Below are 17,914 nucleotides of genomic sequence, written 5' to 3'. Positions count from 1 at the left end.
CGGTGACGCGGCCCCGCAGCCCCCGCGTCACCCTGCTGGGCTTCACGGTCCCGGACGACCTGCTCGCCGAGATCATCGCCCGGGACACCATCATGCCCACCCAGACGCACACCTTCGCCTGGAGCCTGGTGCGCAGCCTGCGGGCCGCCGACTGTCCGGTGCACCTGCTCTCCGCGGCGCCGGTGTCCACCTGGCCCGGCAACGGGCAGATCCGGTTCCGGGCGGGGCGGTTCCGGCAGGACGACGTGGACGGTCAGCTGCTGGCGTTCGTGAACCTGCTCGGCCTCAAGCACCTCACCCGGTTCGTGGCCGCCTGGCGCACCGGCGCTCGGGCGCTGCGCGAGCGGGACACCGACGTGCTGCTGGTGCACGGCGTGCACTCGCCGTTCCTCTGGTTCGGTGTGCTGCGGGCCCGCCGTCGGGGCGTCCGGGTGGTGCCGGTGCTCACCGACCCGCCGGGTGTCGCGCTGCCCACCGACGGCCGGCTGGTCCGGCTGCTGCGCGGGCTCGACGTAGCCTTGGTCCGGGCCGCCCTGGCCCGCTGCTCGGGGGTGATCGCGCTGACCCCCGCGCTCGCCGAGGACTTCGCGCCCGGCCGGCCCCGGCTGGTGCTGGAGGGCATCTGGGCCGCCGACCCGCCGGACCTGCGCGAGGGCGCCCGGGTGGTGCCGCCGCCGGAGCTGCGCGAGGGCGCCCGGGTGGTGCCGCCGCCGGGCCCGCCCGTGCCGCGCGGTGCGACCAGGGACATCGTGTACGCGGGGGGCCTGAGCCGCGCCTACGGCGTGGACCGGCTGGTCGAGGCGTTCCGCGGGCTGGCCGGGGACGACCTGCGGCTGTGCGTGTACGGCCGGGGCGAGCTGGCGGGTTGGCTGCGTGACCAGGCCGCCGTGGACCGGCGCATCGTGCCCCCCGCGTTGCTGCCCCGGTCGGAGCTGTTGCCCCGGCTGGCCCGGGCGGCCGTGTTGGTGAACCCGCGTCCGGTGGACCAGGACTTCGTCCGCTGGTCCTTCCCGTCGAAGATCATCGAGTACCTCGCCGCCGGGGTGCCGGTGGTGAGCACCCGCCTGCCCGGCATTCCGGCGGAGTACGCGCCGTGGCTGTCCTTCGCCGAGCCGGACACCGCCGACGGGCTTCGCGCAGCCGTCGGCCGGGTGTTGGAACTGCCGGCGGACGAGGCCCGGGCGCGCGGGGCGGGTGGGGCCCGCTTCGTGCGGGAGACGCGTAACCCGGCCGTGCAGGGTCGCCGGGTGCGTGACTTCCTCGCTGGCCTGGCCGGGCTGCCCGACCAGCGCGGCGCTCAGCCCCGACCGCTCGCGGCGGCCTTGCTGAGCAGGTCCTCGATCTGGTCGACGCCGACCCGCAACGACATCCGGTCCTGATAGAGCTGGCGGCCCCGACGGCCCATCTCGATCCGCTGCTCGGCCGGCACCCGGGCGGCGGCGACGAACTGGTCGGCCAACGCCCGCCAGTCGTCCGGCGGGCAGACCAGCCCGGCCCCGCCCGCGCTGACCAACCGGGCGGCGTCGCCGTCGGCCGACATCAACACCGGACTGCCACAGGCCAGCGCGGCCTGCAACTTCGACGGCACCGTCCCGCGCAACCACGGCAGGTCGCGCAGCATGACCAACTGGTAGTCGGCGGCGGCGTACAACTCGGCCATCTCGGCGGCCGGACGGCGACCGACGAACCGCACGTTCGCCGCGCCCAACTCGTCGGCGAGCCGCCGGGCCTGTTCCGCGCCCAGCCCGGTGCCGACGAAGACCAGGTCCACCGCGTCCGGTGCCGCCGCGGCCGCTCGGATGGCGACGTCGACGCCCTGCAACAAGCCCAGGTTGCCGGCGAACATCACGGTGGTCCGCCCCCGGTGCCCGATCGTCTCCCGGGCCGAGTCGGTGCCGGGCACCGGCCGGAACAGCGCCTCGTCGGTCCAGTTGAACACGGTACGCACCGCGCCCGGGTCGACACCCCGCTCGACCACCTGTTCGGCCATCGCCGGCGCGATCACCGCGATGCCGGCGCAGGCGCGGTAGATCCGCCGCATCGTGGCGGTCAGGACCCGGTCCATCGCCCGCCCCGCCAGCCCCGGCGGGGCCATCCCGGACGCCGTCACCGACTCCGGCCACAGATCCTGCACGTGCAGCACCGCCGGGACGCCGCGCAGCATCCGCAGCAGACCGGCGGCGGCGTACGCGGTGGGCGGCGGGTGGTAGACGTAGAGCGCGTCGACACCGCGTAGGTGACGCGGGGCGGCCAGGGTGCTGGTGGTGGCGAAGGAGAGATAGCTCGCCGCCCGGCGCAGGCCGGAACGGTCGTGACTCGGGTACGCGGGCACCCGGCGAACGGCCACCCCGCGATCGGTGGCCCGGTGGTTCCAGCGCTGCTGCCAACCCGGGTAGGTCCGCCCGAGCGGCAGGCTCGGAAACGTGGTCAGCACCCGCACCTCGTGGCCGCGACGGGCCAACTCCGTGGCCAGTTGACCCGGCACGAAGGCGCTCTCCGGCGGGTACCACTGACTGATCAGTCCGATTCGCATGTGCCCGGCACTCCCGTCGACGTCAACTCGCCCACCAGGGCAGACAACTGACGGAAGGGAACGGAGGACACGCGGGGTGGCGCCCGTTTCGCGTGACTTGCGAGAAGAGCGCTCGTTGTCACACTAGTGGCCGCCGGCGACCGCTGCCACGCGCCCACCGGGCGGACACCGCAGCGCCGGCCACCCGGGGCCGAGCCGAACGGGGGACGCGTTGAAGGTAGTCGTGACCGGTGGTGCCGGGTTCATCGGCGCCAACCTGGTACGGGCCCTCGACGAGGCACCCCAGGTGACCGAGGTCGTGGTCGTCGACGACCTCTCCACCGGCCGGTTGGACAACCTGGACGGTCAGCCCGTCCGGCTGCACCGGGGCACCGTGCTCGACCCGGACCTGCTGGACGAGACGTTCGCCGGCGCGGCCAGCGTGGTGCACCTGGGTGCGCTCGGCTCCGTGCCGCGCTCCATCGAGCGGCCGCTGCCCAGCCACCACGCCAACGCCACCGGGACGCTGATGGTGCTGGAGGCCGCTCGCCGGCACCACGTCCAGCAGGTGATCCTCTCGTCCTCGTCGTCGGTCTACGGCGCGAACCCGGTGCTGCCCCGCCAGGAAGGGCTGCGCCCGATCCCGGTCTCCCCGTACGCGGTCTCCAAGCTGGCCGCCGAGGCGTACGCGGTGGCCTACGCCGCCTGCTACGACCTGGGCGTGTTGCCGTTCCGCTTCTTCAACGTCTACGGCCCACGACAGGCGGCACACCACCCGTACGCGGCGGTGCTGCCCCGCTTCGTCACCGCCGCGCTCGCCGGTGAGCCGCTGCGCGTGCACGGCGACGGTCGGCAGACCCGCGACTTCACCTTCGTCGGCAGCGTCACCTCGGTGATCGTCGACGCCATCGTCCGTCGGGTGTCCACCACCGACGTGGTGAACCTGGCCTTCGGCGCGCGGATCTCCCTGCTCGACCTGGTCGCCGAGCTGGAGGACGTGCTGGGCCGGCCGCTGCCCGTGGTGCACGAGGCGCCGCGCGCGGGCGACGTGCGGGACTCGCAGGCCGACTGCACCCGCCTGCGGGAGCTGTTTCCCGGTCTGCGGCCGGTGCCGCTGCGTACCGGCCTGGAGCGCACGGTGTCCTGGATGGCCGATCACGTGCTCGCCAGCCAGTAGGGGCGTCGATGTCGTCCGGGGTCGTCGAGCGGGCCCGGCGCGCCCGCCCACCGGGCGCGCACCGTCGCCGCCCCGACCGTGGTCGCCGGCTCGTCTCCGGGGTCGCGACCGCGCTGCTCAGTCGGCTGGCGGGGCTCGTTGTGCCGATCGTGCTGGTGCCTGTCACGTTGCCCTACTTCGGCAACGACCTGTACGGACTGTGGATGGCGGTGGCCGCGCTGGCCGGCATGGCGGCCTTCGCCGACCTGGGGCTGGGCAGCGGGCTGATGACGAAGCTCGCCCCCTGCTACGCGCACGGCGACACCGTCCAGGCCCGGCGCTACGTCTCCAGCGCGTACCTGACCCTGTCGGGGCTCGCGCTCACCCTCACCGGCCTGCTCTGGATCTTCGCCGGTGCCGTGCCCTGGTCGGCGCTGTTCAACGTGACAGGTCAGGTCGGCCCGGAGCAGACCCGGATGATCGCGTTGATCTGTCTCACCGCGTTCGTGCTCAACGTGCCGCTCAGCCTGATCGCCCGCGTCCAGTACGCCTACCAGCAGGTCGGCCGGAGCAACGTCTGGCAGACCGCGGGCAGTCTGGCCGCGCTCGGCGCGGTGCTCGGCGTGGTCTGGGCCGACTGGTCGCCGCTGCTGGTGGTCGCCCTGTCGGTCGCCGCGCCGTTGCTTGTCAACCTGCTCAACACGCTCTGGTTCTTCGGCCGGCAGGAGCCGGGGATTCGGCCCACGCCGAGGGCCGTGCAGGCCCACGCCGCCGTGGAACTGACCCGGCTCAGCGGGCTGTTCTTCCTGCTGACCGTGGTCATTTCGTTCGCCACCAACGCCGACACGCTGATCATCGCGCACGCGCTCGGTCTGTCCGCCGTCGCCGGCTACGTGGTGCCCGCCAAGCTGCTGTCCCAACTCGGTCAGCTCGTCGTCCTGGTCAACGTGCCACTCTGGCCGGCCAACGGCGAGGCGTTGGCCCAGGGCCAGGTGGACTGGGTACGCCGGACCACCCGCCGGATGACAGTGGTGTCCGTGCTCGCCGCCGGCCTGCCGGCCGCCGTACTCGTCGCCTTCGGTGAGTGGCTCTTCGCGGCCTGGCTGCCGGTGCCGATGGGCGGCGACCGGTGGCTGCTGGCCGGGTTGGGCGTCTGGTGGCTGCTGCAGTCGGCGCTCTCGCCCCGGTTCATGGTGCAGAACGCCGGTGGCGTCCTCGTCCCGCAGTTGGTCGGCTGGGGGGCGTTCCTGGTGGTGTCGGTGCTCGGCAAGTGGTACGCCGCCGACCGGATCGCCGTCGCCGCCGTGCCCTGGGTCGGCGCGGCCGGTTACGCGCTGACCGTCGTGCCGGCGGCGCTGTACGGATATCGCCGGACGCTGCGGCTGCACCGCGGCCCGGTCACCGAGCAGAGATTGGTGCAGGACAGTGCGCGCTGACGAGTATCCCCGTGTGCTGGTGGTGAGCGCGGCCGTGTTCGACCGCTCCACCGGCACCGGCATCACCCTGTCGAACCTGTTCACCGGCTGGCCGGGGGACCGCCTCGCCCAGCTCTACGCCGAGGACCGCGCCCCGGGCCCGGACGCCGTGGGCAGGTTCGCCCGGTTCGCGCCGCGCAACGCGCCGGTGGAGTACCACCTGTTCCGGCAGTGGGAACGCGTCCGCGGACCCGTCCGGGCCCTGGTGAAGGGCTCGGCCGGCCCCGGCAGCGCGGCCGGCTCAGCCGGCTCGGGCAGCGCGGCCGGTCCGGCGCGGGATCCGGGGCCCGGCCCGGTGCGTGCCCGGCTGCGCACCCAACTGCGCGCCTTCGTCGACCTCAGCCCGGTCCGGATCCCCGACGACGTCCGCCGGTGGCTGCGCGCGCAGCGGCCGGACGTCATCTACACGACGCTGGGCAGCATCCGGATGATGCGCCTCGCCGTCGCCGCCGCGCAGGAGTGCCGGGTGCCCCTGGTGCCGCACTTCATGGACGACTGGCCCACCACCCTCTACACCGACGGTCAGGTGCTGGGGCTGCCCCGGCTCGCCGTCCGTGCCGGCTTCCGTGACGTCCTGCGGCACTCCTCGTACGGAATGGGGATCAGCGTGGCGATGGCCCGGGAGTTCGAACGCCGCTACCGGTTGCCCTTCGCCGCCTTCGGCAACTGCGTGGACGCCGCGGACTTCGCCGATCCCGACAGGTGTGCGCCGGAGAGCCCGGCCGGGGCCCCGGTCGAGTTGGTCTACGTGGGTGGGCTGCACCTGGACCGGTGGCGGTCGCTGCGCCGGGTCGGCGAGGCCGTCGCCCGGCTGGTGGCCCAGGGCACGCCGGCCCGGCTGACCGTGCACGCCCCGGCGACCGACCTCGCGCGGTACGCGGGCGCGTTCACCGGGCTGCCCGCGGTGCACCTGGGCCGCTCGTTGACCAGCGACGAGGTCGCCGGTGTGCTGCGCCGGTCCGACGTGTTGGTGCACGTCGAGTCGTTCGCCGCCGAGCACCGCCGCTACACCCGCTACTCGCTGTCCACCAAGATCCCGCAGTACCTGGCGTCCGGCCGTCCCGTTTTCGGGTTCGGCCCGGCCGAACTGGCCTCGATGGCGCACCTGGCGGCGGCCGACGCCGGCCCGGTCGTCGGCAGCGACGACCCCGGGGCCCTCGTCGACGCGCTCACCCCGCTCTGCGTCGACGCCGGGCTTCGGGCTCGGCTCGGCCGGCGTGGCCTGGCGTACGCGGTGCGGCACCACCGTACGGATCAGGTGGCGGCCCGCTTCGCCGAGGTGCTGCGGGAGGCGGGCGGGCGGCCGAGTGCCGCGGTGCCACGGGCGGACGCGGCGGCCCCCAGATTCCCGGCAGCACGGTGACCAGCGCCAGGACCAACCAGAAGGCGAGCGACGTCTCCCACTGGCCGGTCAGCCAGATCGGCAACATGACACCGGTGAACGCGCAGGCCAGCAGCAGCCCGGCCCGACCGGTGCGGGCCGCGGTGACGAGCGCCGCGGCCAGCGCGCCGAAGTAGAGCAGCACACCGACCAGCCCCAGGTCGTTGCCGACCGTGAGCAGCAGGTTGTGCGGCCCGATGTCGAACGGGTTGGTGCTGATGAACACCCCCGCGCCGGATCCGTTCAGTGGTGACTCCGACCAGGTGGACAGCGCGTACGGCCAGATCGAGAGGCGTCCGGAGATGTCGCCGGTGGGTCGCCCGTACAGCGCGTCGAGCCAGAGCAGCTCGGCCTTCGGTGTCAGCCCGAACGGCACCAGGACGACGAGCGCGGTGGCGAGCCCAGCGACGGTGATCCCGGTCAGTCGGGGCGCCACGCGGGTGGCCAGCGCGGCGACCAGACCGAACACGATGCCGATCGCCGCACCGCGCGAGCCGGTGAGCAGCACGCCGTACCCGAGCGGCACGGCCAGGGCCAGCGGCGCGAGGCGCAGCACCGGCCGGTGCGCGCCGGCGGCGGCGAGCACCAGGGCCAGCACCACCCCGGCGGCCAGGGTGTACGCCGTGCCGTTCACCTCCCTGCCGTCGATGCCGTAGCGCTCGGCGAAGAGCAGCACCTGCCCCTGGGACCGGGCGCCGGTGACCACCTCGACGGCGACCACCACGCAGCCGAGCAGGAAGGTCCAGCCGACCAGCAGCAGGTCCCGTCGTCCCCGTACGACGTGCCGGCAGGCCACGAAGAGCACGCAGACCGAGATGTACCGGTAGGCGGCGGGCCCGGTGAGGTCGGGGTGGCTCGTCCAGAGCAGGCTGGCGGCGGCCCAACCGGCGGTGAGCAGCGCGACGGTGTCGACCGACCGCAGCCGGGGCAGCCGGCCGGTCAGCACGACGGCCACCACGGCGAGGATCGCCACGTAGTTGAACGACCACCACGGTGGCCGGGCCACCAGGTAGGTGGCCACGCAGAGGACCAGCACGGCGGGCAGGCTGCCGGTGGGCGCGACCGGCGCGGGGCCGGGGCCGGTGTGCGCCGCGGGTCGCCGTTCGACAGGGGTCAGCGGGGCGGGCGCCAACCGGGCACCGCCGGCCTGGTGGTGCCGCGCAGCGTGGGTCGGACCGTGTCGCGGTGGCGCGTCGGTCACCGCGTGCACCCCGCGTCGGCCCGGCCCAGACCGCGTCGCGGCGTCCGGGCGTTCCGGCGCGGCGCGGCGACCACGGCCGACCCGCGACGAACCGGGCCGGACGAGTGGCCGCGCGGCATGGGAGTCCCTTCGGGGGGGGGGGGGGTCGGTCCGGTGATCGCTCGTGTCCTGACTGGCCCGGGAGTGGTCCGCCGTCACCGGCCGTCGCCCGGCGCGGGGGCACCGAACCGTTTCTACCAGGTGCGACAGTACGAAGTGGCCAAATCCGTGCATAGACCGACATGTTTTCTGAGTGCCCTATGGCTCGTTTGGCCCGTTTGCGGCTCAAGCACGTATCTGCTGCTGGGGCCCCTCGTTGACCCGTGTGCCGCATCCGGCGGGGCTTCCACCTGACCGCCGGAGACCGGCGCCCCCGCCACGGCGCGCAGCGCTGTGCCGCGCCGGGTCGACGGGTGAGAACCGCCCGTCGGGTGACGAACGGGAGAACCAATGAGCGTGATGACCGCGGGCCGCCGGGTGCTGATCACCGGCGGGACCGGATCCTTTGGACAGACCATGGCCCGACGACTGCTCGACCGGGACGTCGCCGAGGTGCGGATCCTCAGCCGGGACGAGGCCAAGCAGGACGCCATGCGGCGATCAATCGGTGACGGGCGGGTGCGCTACCACGTCGGTGACGTCCGGGACATCGACACGGTGCTGCGGGCCACGCGGGGCGTCGACTTCGTCTTCCACGCGGCGGCGCTCAAGCAGGTGCCGTCCTGCGAGTTCTTCCCCCTGGAGGCGGTACGCACCAACATCCTCGGCAGCGGCAACGTGGTCGAGGCCGCCGCGCAGAACGGCGTCAGCTCGGTCGTCGTGCTCAGCACCGACAAGGCCGTCTACCCAGTGAACGCGATGGGCATGAGCAAGGCGCTGATGGAGAAGGTCGCCCAGGCGTACGCCCGCAACAACCCGAACAGCGCCACCACCGTGTCCTGTGTCCGGTACGGCAACGTGATGTACTCGCGTGGCTCGGTGATCCCGCTCTTCATCGAGCAGATCAAGGCGGGCCGCGCGCCCACCGTCACCGACCCGGCCATGACCCGCTTCCTGATGTCGCTGGCCGACTCGGTCGACCTGGTCGAGCATGCCTTCCACCACGCCCGCCCCGGCGACGTGTTCATCCGCAAGGCGGCCGCCTGCACGATCAGCGATCTCGCCGAGGCGGTCTGCCAGCTCTTCGACGTGCCGTTCAAGCTGGACATCATCGGCGTACGGCACAGCGAGAAGTCGCACGAGACCCTGGCGAGCCGGGAGGAGTTGGCGCAGGCCGACGACTTCGGCGACTTCTACCGGGTGCCGTTGGACGCACGGGACCTCAACTACGCGCTCTACGTCTCCGAGGGCGAGCTGGGCGAACGGCCCGGGGAGGACTTCAACTCGGCGAACGCCACCCGACTCGGCGTACCCGATGTGGTGCGCCTGCTGAGGTCGCTGCCGGAGGTCCGGGCGGAGCTGGCGCTGCGCGACCCGGTGCTGGCGTGCTGAGCCTCGCCGTCACCGGCGCCGGCGGTTTCCTCGGCTGGCACCTGCGGGTCCTGCTGCGCGCGCTCGGCTGGCCCGAGCCGACCGTGTTGACCCGTACCGACCTGGTCGACCCGGCGGTGGTCGCCCGCAAGATCGCGGGGACGGACCGGGTGCTGCACCTGGCCGGGGTCAACCGGGGTGAGCCCGCCGAGGTGGCCGCTGGCAACGTCCAGCTCGCCGCCCAGCTCGCCAACGGCCTGCGGGCCTGCCCGGACCCGCCCGACCGGGTGGTCTTCGCCAACTCCACGCAGGCCGGCAACGGCACCCCGTACGGCGACGCCAAGGCCACCGCCGCCGGCATCCTCGCCGAGACCGGTGTGCCCCTGGACGACGTGCTGCTGCCCAACCTGTACGGCGAGCACGGCCGACCCTGGTACAACTCGGCCGTCGCCACGTTCTGCCGGGTCCTCGCCGACGGCCATCAGCCGGAGGTGCACGCCGACCGACAGTTGGACCTGGTGCACGTCACCGACGCTGCCGCCCGGCTGGCCGGCGTCACCGCGGGCGGCTCCTGGGACCCGGCCATGCCGGCGCTGCGGATCGGGGTCCGTGAGGTCGCCGCCCAGCTCACCTCGTACGCCGACACCTACCGCACCGGCGAGATCCCGCCGCTGCGCGACCGGCACGACGTACGGCTGTTCAACACCTACCGGTCGCACTGCTTCCCGGCGCACTACCCGCTGGCCCTGCCCACCCGGGCCGACGCCCGGGGCGCACTCGTCGAGACGGTCAAGGCGCACGGCGGAGCGGGGCAGACCTTCTGCTCCACCACCCGAGCGGGGATCACCCGGGGCGAGCACTTCCACCTGGCCAAGGTGGAGCGGTTCGTGGTGCTGCGCGGCACCGCCGAGATCAGCCTGCGCCGGGTCGGCGACACCGACGTTCTCCGGTTCCCGGTCAGCGGCGAGCAACCCGTGGTCATCGACATGCCGACCATGTGGGCGCACAACATCACCAACACCGGCCCGGACGAGCTGCTCACCCTCTTCTGGACCAACGAGCTGTTCGACCCGGAACGGCCCGACACGTGGCCGGAGCCGGTCGGTGACGAGCACCGGGTGCCGGCGGGCGTCCGGTGACTGACCTGCGGAGGGAGACCACATGACCCGCGTGATGACAGTCGTCGGCACCCGTCCCGAGATCATCCGACTGTCCCGGGTGCTCAGCCGGCTGGACGAGACCGTCGACCACGTGCTGGTGCACACCGGGCAGAACTGGGACAGCACCCTCTCCGACGTGTTCTTCAAGGAGCTGCGGCTGCGCGAACCGGACCGGTTCCTGCGCGTCGACACCGCGTCGTTGGGCCGGGTGCTCGGCGGAGTGCTGGTCGGCATGGAGGCGGCGATCACCGAGCTGCGGCCCGACGCGCTGCTCGTGCTCGGCGACACCAACAGCTGCATCGCGGCCCTGATGGCCCGTCGGATGCGGGTGCCGGTCTACCACATGGAGGCCGGCAACCGCTGCTTCGACCTCAACGTGCCGGAGGAGACGAACCGGCGACTCGTCGACCACGTGGCCGACTTCAACCTGGTCTACACCGAACACGCCCGGCGCAACCTGCTCGCCGAGGGCCTGCACCCGCGCCGGATCCTGCACACCGGCTCGCCGATGCGGGAGGTGCTGGAGCACTACCGGGCACCGATCGCCAGCTCCACCATCCTCAGCCAACTGGAGCTGGAACGCGGCAGGTACTTCCTGGTCAGCGCGCACCGGGAGGAGAACGTGGACCGGCCCGACCGGCTGCGGCGGCTGCTGGACTGCCTGGTCGCGGTCCGCGACCGATGGGGCTACCCGGTGCTGGTCTCCACCCACCCGCGCACCCGCAAACGGCTGGAGGCACTCGCCCCGGACGCCAGCGCGCTGGACGGCATCGCCTTCCACGATCCGTTCGGTCTGCTCGACTACGTGCACCTGCAGACCAAGGCGTTCTGCACCCTGTCCGACAGCGGGACGATCAGTGAGGAGGCCGCCATCCTCGGCTTCCCCGCGGTCACCCTGCGCGAGTCCATCGAACGTCCCGAGGCGCTCGACGCCGGCGGGATCATCATGACCGGTCTCGACCCGCAGGGCGTGGTCGAGGCGGTCGAGGTGACGGTGGCGCAGGTCGCCGCGCAGGGCGTGCCCTGCCCGGTCGACTACCAGGTGCCGGACACCTCCCGGCGGGTTGTCGACTTCATCCTCTCCACCGTGCGTCGGCACCACGACTGGGCCGGCATCCGGCACTGAGACACCGCGGCGGGCGGTCGGTGGTCCGGCGGGACCGACCACCGGCCGCCCGTTGTCGTGCTCACCGCCGCCCGGCCGCCACGTCCTCCACGATGTCCGCCACCTCGGCCGCCGCCCGCAGGTCGTCGAAGGACGTCAGGACGTGGCGGCGGGCCAACCGGCCGCACAGGCTGAGCGTGCCGGCGACCCAACCCTGGTACGCCGAGTCGAGCGCCTCCACCAACGCCGCCGGATCACCAGGCGGAACGACCCAGCCGCAGCGATCGGTCACCGCCTCGGGCAGGCCACCGGCGGCGCTGACGATGCTCGGCACACCCATCGCGCCAGCCTGCACCGCCGCACCAGGGCCGTCACCGAGCGACGGGGAGACGCTGACATCCGCCGCGGCGTAACAGGGCCGCACGTCCGGGATCGACTCCACCCAGGTGATCCCCGGATCGCCGGCGATGCCGAAGCGTTCGCCGAGTTGCCGCCGGTAGGTCTCACCGGCGGCCGTCCAGCCGCCACCGACCAGCAGCAGGTGCGCGTCCGGGTGTCGACGGCGAAATGTCCGCCACGCGGCCAGCAGCACCTCGTGCCCCTTCACCCCCCGACCCGAGTGGATCAACCACTTGGGCGGGTAGACGTGCGCGACCATCACCGCCAGGAACACGCCGTGGTCGATGCCCAACTCGGCGCGCAGCTTGGCCCGCTGATCCGGGCCGGTGGCGTCCGGGCTGAACGCGTCGGTGTCCACCCCGTACACCGCGACCGGGCGGCGGTGCGGCGGACACCCCAACTCGCCGTACCGGGCCGAGGCGTACCGGCAGCCGCAGACCAGCACGTCGTCCAGCCGCCACAGCAACCGCTCCACCGACCGGACCAACCGGGATTCCAGGTACGCCGGGTTGGCCACCATGTGCACCCGGCGCACCGGCAGGCCCAGCGTGGCCAGCCGCACCGCGTACGCCGACGCGATCAGGTGGTACTGCACCACGTCCGGGCGCAGCCGGCGCAGCAGCGCGCGCAACAGCAGCAGCCCGATGGGCGCGTACCGGCCCATGGTGAAGTCGTACGGGGAGCTGAGCACCTCGACACCGCGGTGCGCCAACTCGTCGGTGAGCCGGCCGGCGCCCCGCGGCAGCACGACCGTCACCTCGTGCCCCCGGTGCCGCAACTCCTCCACCTGCGGCAGCAGCCACAGTCCGCCGGTGTTGGTCTTGACCACCACCGCGATCCGTAGCTGGCGGACACCGAGCGGACGGTTCGCGCGGGGGCCGACGCTCACCGGGCCGGGACTCCCTTGACCACCGTGCCGGCGGGTACGTCGCGGACCACGCAGGCCCCGGCACCGACGGTGGCGCCGGTGCCGACCCGCAGCGTCTGCAACACCACGGCACCGGCCCCGATCAGCACACCGTCGCCCAGGTGGCAGTCACCAGAAACCGCCGCCAACGGGTTGACCGACACGTGGTCGCCCACCTCGCAGTCGTGCGCCACCGCGCTGTTCTGGTTGAGGTGCACGTGCCGACCGAGTGTGACGTTCGTGGTGACCCGGGCGCCGGGAAACACGATCAGACCCTCGCCGTAGACGGTGTCCGGGCCGACGGTGGCGTCCGGGTGCACCAGCACCGCCGCCGGCAGCCGGTACGCGGCCAGCCGCTGGTCCACCGACCGCCGGGCGGTCGGATCCCCGATGCCCAGCGCCAGGTGGGTGCCGGCGGGCTGCTTGCCCAGGCGGGCGGTGCCGCCGAGGTAGGGCACCTCCAGCCGCTGCACCCGCTTCAGGTTGACCTCGCTGGGCTCGTCGTCGACGAAGCCGCGTACCCGCCACACCGGGCCGCCGCGGGCGGCGGCGTTGACGGCCCGGACGACGCCGAGCACCTCCCGGCCGTGCCCGCCGCAGCCGACGACGACGATGTCCAGGCTCACCGGCGGCCCTCCGCCGGCCCAGGACCGCCGGCGCCGGCCAGTTCGGCCGGGCCGGGGAACCCGTGCACGGTGGCCGGCTTTGCCGGGCCGGGCACCCCGTGCACGGTGGCCGGCTCGGCCGGGCCGAGGAACTCGTGGGCGGTGGCCGCACCGGCCGCGGTGATCCCCTCCCGGCGCACGACCGTGCGTACCGTGCGCAGCAGGATCCGCAGGTCCAGGGCGAGTGAGCGCTGCCGCACGTAGCGCACGTCGAGGGCGAAGCGGTCGTCCCAGCTCAGCGCGTTGCGCCCGTACACCTGTTGGAGGCCGGTGATGCCGGGGCGGACGTCGTGCCGGCGGAGCTGCTCCGGGCTGTAGCGGCTCAGGTACGCCGGCAGCAGGGGACGCGGCCCGACCAGGCTCATCTCGCCGCGCAGCACGTTCCACAACTGCGGCAGCTCGTCGAGGCTTGTCGTCCGCAGCCACCGGCCGAAGGTGGTGAGCCGGGCGGCGTCGTTGGCCGGCGCCTGATCCTCGCCGCCGACGGTCATCGAACGGAACTTCACCAGGTGGAACAGCTGGCCGTGCCGACCCGGGCGGGCCTGCCGGAACAGCACGGGCCGACCCATGGTCACCAGGACGGCCAGCGCCACCGCGGCGAGCACCGGCGACGCCAGCAGCAGGCCGGTGGCGGCCAGGACCACGTCCAGCACTCGTTTGACGATGTCGTAGGGCCGGTTCATCGGTGTCCGTCCAGAAAGTCGGTGATCGCGGCGAACACGCGCTCCACCTGGTCGTCGGTGAGGGCGGAGCCGCTGGGCAGGGACAGGCTGGTGGCGAAGAGGCGGTCGGCGACACCGGTGCGGGCGACCTCCCGGTCGGCGTACACCGGTTGGCGGTGCATCGGTTTCCACATCGGGCGGCACTCCACCCCGTGGCGGGCCAGGTGCTCGGCGAGGTGGGCGGGCTGCCAGCCGGTCCGCTCCGGTTCGACCACCACGGAGGTCAGCCAGCAGTTCGAGCCGGGGTCACCGGCGCCGAGGATCCGGGTGCCGGTGACGCCGCCGAAGAGCCGCGCGTACCTGTCGCGCAGGGCCCGCCGCCGGGCGATCATGCTGTCCAGACGGGTGAGCTGGGCGCGGCCGAGCGCGGCGAGCAACGTGCTGAGCCGGTAGTTGTAACCCACGTCGCGGTGCTCGTAGTGCGACACCGGCTCGCGGGCCTGGGTGGCGAGGTGGCGGGCCCGGGCGACAAGCGCGGGGTCGTCGGAGACCAGCATCCCGCCACCCGTGGTGGTCATCACCTTGTTGTGGCTGAACGAGTAGATCCCGACCCGGCCGAACGTGCCGGCACATCGCCCCCGGTAGGTCGAGCCGAGGGCCTGCGCCGCGTCCTCCACCACCGGGACGCCGATGGCCGCGCAGAGCGGCAGCAGCCTGTCGTAGTCGGCGCACCGGCCGTTGATGTCCACGCTCAACACGGCGGCGACGCGTCGGCCCGCGTCGACGAGACGACCGAGCAGGTCGGAGAGCAGGTCGACGTCGAGATTGCCGGTGGACGCGTCACAGTCCACGAAGACCGGTTCGGCACCGGTGTAGGTGACCGCGTTGGCGGTGGCGGCGAACGTGAGCGTGGGCACCACCACCACGGTCTCCGGCCCCGCGCCGACGGCGAGCAGTGCCAGGTGCAGAGCGGCGGTGCCGGAGGAGAGCCCGAGCGCGTGGCCCACGCCGACCCGCGCGGCGAGCTCCTGCTCGAACGCGCCCAACTCCGGCCCGTCCGGGTCGAAGCGCCCGGCCCGGATGGCGCGCAGCAGGTAGGACTCCTCCAACTCGCCGACGTCGGGTGGGGAGAGGAAGACCGGGTCGGCCACGCCTGGTCCGCCGCTGCGCGCCACGGGCGGACGGTGGTGGATCAGATCCACGGACGGCGCCTCCGATCGAACGATAGGGAAGACCCAAATGGTTGTATCAGCCGGTATGGGATTCGGTGAGTGGTTTTGCCGATTGCGCGGCGAATCCACCCGATCGGTCTTCGCGTTCGGCTGGCCAACAGACTCGGCCGGTAGAGTGCTGCCGGCCGCGCTGGCGATACGTCCACACCAGGGAGAACGAGTGCTGCACCTGAGGGTGATTGCCCCGGCCGACCGGTCGTCCGAGGTCGTCGACCTGCTCGCCGCCGATGCGGGGGTGACGCACCTGGCCGTGCTGCCCGGTGCCGCCCGGCAGCCGAAGGGTGACCTCATCCTCTGCGACGTGGTGCGGGAAAGCGCCGACAAGGTGTTGCAGGGTTTGCAGCGGATCGGCGTGGACACCAGCGGTGGCATCGCGGCCGACGACGTGGAGCTGACCCTCTCGAGCGCGGCCGACCGGGCCGCCCGGCGGGCCCCCGGCAGCGGCGCGGACGCGGTGGTCTGGGACGAGATCGCCGCGAAGACCGGCGAGCAGACCGAGCTGTCCGGCACCTACCTCGTACTGATCGTGGTGGCCACCATGATCGCTGGCATCGGCGTGCTGCTGGACCAGCCGATCCTCATCGTCGGGGCGATGGTGGTCGGCCCGGAGTTCGGCCCCCTGGCCGCGCTCTGCGTGGCGCTGCTGCGCCGGCGGCTCGGGGTGATCGGCCGCTCGGTGCAGGCGCTCTCGGTCGGCTTCCTGGCGGCCATGATGGCGACCGTGCTGAGCACCTGGGCACTGACCGCCGCTGGCCTGGTCAGTCGGGAGATGCTGCTCGCCGACCGTCCGCTCACCGACTTCATCTGGCGGCCGGACGCATTGTCCTGGGTGGTCGGCCTGCTCGCCGGTGTGGCCGGCATGCTGTCATTGACGTCCAAGAAGTCCGGCAGCCTCGTCGGGGTGCTGATCTCGGTGACCACGGTGCCGGCCGCGGCGAACGTCGCGGTGGCCGCCGCCTACGGGGTGTGGGACGAGGCGGGCGGCTCGGCGCTCCAACTGGTGATCAACCTGTGCGCGATCGTTCTGGCCGGGCTGCTCACCCTCGTGGTGCAGCAGGTCTGGTGGTGGAACCTGGCCCGCCGGTCCCGCCGTCCAGCAGCCGGGTGAGCAGCGTCCGCAACGGGATCGACTCGCCGTCGCGGCCTCCCGCCCCGATCACCAACGGCGCCGGGCTGGGCTGCGGGTCGACCCCGAACAGCCGGGCCCGCACGCCCCCGGGCACCGTCAACAGGTGGAACCGACCGTCCACGTCCACCGCCCGGGTCCCGGCCCGGTCGACGTACCAGCCGGTCAGCCTCGTCCGGTAGCGCCCGCGCCCGTCGTACCCCCGGGCCACCAGCCGGGTGGTGGGCAGCCCTCGCAAGGTCGCCTCCGCCACGAACCAGGCCACCAACTCCGCCGCCTGCGACTGCTCGGCGGCCCGCCGCCGAGCGTCCGCGTCGGCGTGCGCCCGCACCGCCTGCCGCTGCCGCTCCCGCCACTCACGGCCGTCGCCCTCACCCACGAGCCGACGGTACGCGACCCGACTCAGTCGAGTACGGCCAGCAGGGTGTGCTGGGCGATGCCGGCCATCACCGGGTTCGTCTCCACGTAGTACGGCAGTGCGTTGATCGCCTGTTCCAGCGCCCAACCGCGCCCCCGCTCCCAGGTGGCGTCGTCCACGCCCAACGCCCGCCGGTACGTTTCCCGCGGCCCGGGGTCGAACATGTTCCACGCCGGCATCAGGTCCACCGCCGGGTCGCCGACCTTGACCGACTCCAGGTCGATGACCGCGACCAGGCGACCATCGCGGACCAGCAGATTGCCCGGCATCAGATCGGCGTGGATCCACCCGTCGGCCGGGTCGGCCCGACCCGCCTGCCGGCACCGGTCCCACACCCGGGCGAGCGCGGCGGTGTCGGTGAGGTCGCCGCTGACGGCGAGGGCAGCCCGTACGCCGGCATCCTGGTCGGCCAGTGGCCCGCCCCGACCAGCCCCGGACCACGATCGTCCGCCGCTGTCGATGCCGTGCAGGGCGACCACGACAGCGGCCAGGTCACGGGCGAAGACGTCGGCGTTGCCGATCCGGTCCGGCCGCGCCGTCTCCCCGGGGATGAACCGGTACGCCGTCCACGGCCCGGGGTACCCGTCGCCCGGCGCACCGAGGCCGAGTGGCTCGGGCACCGCGACCGGCAGGTGCGCGGCGAGCAGTACGGCGTGCTCCTGCTCCCGCCGCAGCGCGGCGCCCAGGTCAGGATCGGCGGAGGGCCGCAGCGGAAACCGCAGCACGAACTCCGTACCGAGCCGGAACAGGGCGTTCACCGTGCCAGCCGAGGGAAGCGGCCGGATCGGCAGGCCGCGCCAACGCGGAAACTGCTCGGCCACCAGCGCGGCAACCACGTCCGCGCTCACGTCCACCTGGTCGGCATGCATCCGCACCGCGAGATCATCACCCCAAACCCCACCACCGCGCGACCCGATTCCCCCCCACCCCCACCCGACGTCGGCGAGTTGGAGGAGTCCTACCTGCTGCGCGCCATCCGGGCCGGGCGCTTCGACCCGGACGGGCC

General features: G+C 73.2%; 15 protein-coding genes and 1 pseudogene. 8 read left to right on the top strand and 8 right to left on the bottom strand.

Translation table 11 applies throughout. From position 1 onward, the window contains the following. Positions 1-2 precede the first annotated feature (2 nt). Positions 3-1,379 carry a glycosyltransferase gene (locus AB0B14_RS35185; RefSeq protein ID WP_357526410.1) on the top strand — a complete coding sequence of 459 codons (1,377 nt, stop codon included), beginning with the start codon at positions 3-5 and terminating at the stop codon, positions 1,377-1,379. Here AB0B14_RS35185 and AB0B14_RS35180 read toward each other — a convergent pair. Beyond that, a complete protein-coding gene (locus AB0B14_RS35180; RefSeq protein ID WP_357526408.1) occupies positions 1,298-2,533 on the bottom strand; it encodes a glycosyltransferase family 4 protein in 1,236 nt (411 codons plus the stop codon). The genes AB0B14_RS35185 and AB0B14_RS35180 overlap by 82 nt on opposite strands. A gap of 211 nt (positions 2,534-2,744) precedes the next feature. Between AB0B14_RS35180 and AB0B14_RS35175 the strand changes: the two genes are divergently transcribed. From AB0B14_RS35175 to AB0B14_RS35165, 3 genes are read left to right on the top strand one after another with little or no spacing between them, the layout of a single operon-like run. After that, positions 2,745-3,689: an NAD-dependent epimerase/dehydratase family protein gene (locus AB0B14_RS35175; protein WP_357077553.1), complete on the top strand. Its 945-nt coding sequence runs from the start codon at positions 2,745-2,747 to the stop codon at positions 3,687-3,689. A gap of 8 nt (positions 3,690-3,697) precedes the next feature. Beyond that, positions 3,698-5,104, top strand: a complete 1,407-nt coding sequence (locus tag AB0B14_RS35170) for a lipopolysaccharide biosynthesis protein (RefSeq protein WP_357526406.1) — start codon at positions 3,698-3,700, stop codon at positions 5,102-5,104. Beyond that, entirely contained in the window at positions 5,094-6,506 is a 1,413-nt protein-coding gene (locus AB0B14_RS35165; protein WP_357526404.1) for a glycosyl transferase family 1, read from the top strand. Before AB0B14_RS35170 ends, AB0B14_RS35165 begins: the two co-directional genes overlap by 11 nt. Before the next feature lie 160 nt (positions 6,507-6,666). On the opposite strand, the pseudogene AB0B14_RS35160 reads toward AB0B14_RS35165, so the two are convergent. Beyond that, positions 6,667-7,998 (bottom strand): annotated as a pseudogene (locus AB0B14_RS35160) (O-antigen ligase family protein); the annotation flags it as partial. 216 nt (positions 7,999-8,214) lie between these two features. Between AB0B14_RS35160 and AB0B14_RS35155 the strand changes: the two are divergent. From AB0B14_RS35155 to wecB, 3 genes are read left to right on the top strand one after another with little or no spacing between them, the layout of a single operon-like run. Next, complete coding sequence (locus tag AB0B14_RS35155) at positions 8,215-9,255, top strand: polysaccharide biosynthesis protein (protein ID WP_357526402.1); 1,041 nt, start codon at positions 8,215-8,217, stop codon at positions 9,253-9,255. Further along, positions 9,249-10,373, top strand: a complete 1,125-nt coding sequence (locus AB0B14_RS35150; RefSeq protein WP_357077566.1) for an NAD-dependent epimerase/dehydratase family protein — start codon at positions 9,249-9,251, stop codon at positions 10,371-10,373. The genes AB0B14_RS35155 and AB0B14_RS35150 overlap by 7 nt, the downstream gene beginning before the upstream one ends. 22 nt (positions 10,374-10,395) lie before the next feature. Further along, positions 10,396-11,520, top strand: a complete 1,125-nt coding sequence (wecB, locus tag AB0B14_RS35145; RefSeq protein WP_357077569.1) for a UDP-N-acetylglucosamine 2-epimerase (non-hydrolyzing) — start codon at positions 10,396-10,398, stop codon at positions 11,518-11,520. A gap of 61 nt (positions 11,521-11,581) precedes the next feature. On the opposite strand, the gene AB0B14_RS35140 is transcribed toward wecB, so the two are convergent. From AB0B14_RS35140 to AB0B14_RS35125, 4 genes are read right to left on the bottom strand one after another with little or no spacing between them, the layout of a single operon-like run. Then, positions 11,582-12,787, bottom strand: coding sequence for a glycosyltransferase family 4 protein (locus AB0B14_RS35140; protein WP_357526400.1), 1,206 nt, complete (start codon positions 12,785-12,787; stop codon positions 11,582-11,584). Next, positions 12,784-13,431, bottom strand: a complete 648-nt coding sequence (locus AB0B14_RS35135; protein WP_357526398.1) for an acetyltransferase — start codon at positions 13,429-13,431, stop codon at positions 12,784-12,786. The genes AB0B14_RS35140 and AB0B14_RS35135 overlap by 4 nt, the downstream gene beginning before the upstream one ends. Continuing rightward, on the bottom strand, positions 13,428-14,153 hold the full coding sequence (locus AB0B14_RS35130; RefSeq protein WP_357526396.1) for a sugar transferase: 726 nt from the start codon (positions 14,151-14,153) through the stop codon (positions 13,428-13,430). The genes AB0B14_RS35135 and AB0B14_RS35130 overlap by 4 nt, the downstream gene beginning before the upstream one ends. Beyond that, positions 14,150-15,334: a DegT/DnrJ/EryC1/StrS family aminotransferase gene (locus tag AB0B14_RS35125; protein ID WP_357526393.1), complete on the bottom strand. Its 1,185-nt coding sequence runs from the start codon at positions 15,332-15,334 to the stop codon at positions 14,150-14,152. The genes AB0B14_RS35130 and AB0B14_RS35125 overlap by 4 nt, the downstream gene beginning before the upstream one ends. A 190-nt stretch (positions 15,335-15,524) precedes the next feature. Between AB0B14_RS35125 and AB0B14_RS35120 the strand changes: the two genes are divergently transcribed. After that, positions 15,525-16,472 (top strand): DUF389 domain-containing protein, encoded by a 948-nt coding sequence (locus tag AB0B14_RS35120; protein ID WP_357526391.1) that lies wholly within the window; start codon positions 15,525-15,527, stop codon positions 16,470-16,472. On the opposite strand, the gene AB0B14_RS35115 is transcribed toward AB0B14_RS35120, so the two are convergent. Together AB0B14_RS35115 and AB0B14_RS35110 are read right to left on the bottom strand one after the other, a co-directional pair. Next, positions 16,402-16,869: a hypothetical protein gene (locus AB0B14_RS35115; protein ID WP_357077588.1), complete on the bottom strand. Its 468-nt coding sequence runs from the start codon at positions 16,867-16,869 to the stop codon at positions 16,402-16,404. The genes AB0B14_RS35120 and AB0B14_RS35115 overlap by 71 nt on opposite strands. 23 nt (positions 16,870-16,892) lie before the next feature. Further along, positions 16,893-17,777 (bottom strand): aminoglycoside phosphotransferase family protein, encoded by an 885-nt coding sequence (locus tag AB0B14_RS35110; RefSeq protein ID WP_357077712.1) that lies wholly within the window; start codon positions 17,775-17,777, stop codon positions 16,893-16,895. Positions 17,778-17,914: the final 137 nt, after the last annotated feature.

The organism is Micromonospora sp. NPDC049171 (genome assembly GCF_040648275.1).
Classification (GTDB): domain Bacteria; phylum Actinomycetota; class Actinomycetes; order Mycobacteriales; family Micromonosporaceae; genus Micromonospora.
This window is presented reverse-complemented; position numbering and strand designations above follow the sequence as displayed.

What these genes read in the sequence shown, in the direction of transcription:
- AB0B14_RS35180 (WP_357526408.1), bottom strand. Translation starts at nt 2,533, where the DNA reads ATGCGAATCGGACTGATCAGTCAGTGGTACCCGCCGGAGAGCGCCTTC.
- AB0B14_RS35155 (WP_357526402.1), top strand. Translation starts at nt 8,215, where the DNA reads ATGAGCGTGATGACCGCGGGCCGCCGGGTGCTGATCACCGGCGGGACC.
- wecB (WP_357077569.1), top strand. Translation starts at nt 10,396, where the DNA reads ATGACCCGCGTGATGACAGTCGTCGGCACCCGTCCCGAGATCATCCGA.
- AB0B14_RS35110 (WP_357077712.1), bottom strand. Translation starts at nt 17,777, where the DNA reads ATGCATGCCGACCAGGTGGACGTGAGCGCGGACGTGGTTGCCGCGCTG.
- AB0B14_RS35170 (WP_357526406.1), top strand. Translation starts at nt 3,698, where the DNA reads ATGTCGTCCGGGGTCGTCGAGCGGGCCCGGCGCGCCCGCCCACCGGGC.
- AB0B14_RS35130 (WP_357526396.1), bottom strand. Translation starts at nt 14,153, where the DNA reads ATGAACCGGCCCTACGACATCGTCAAACGAGTGCTGGACGTGGTCCTG.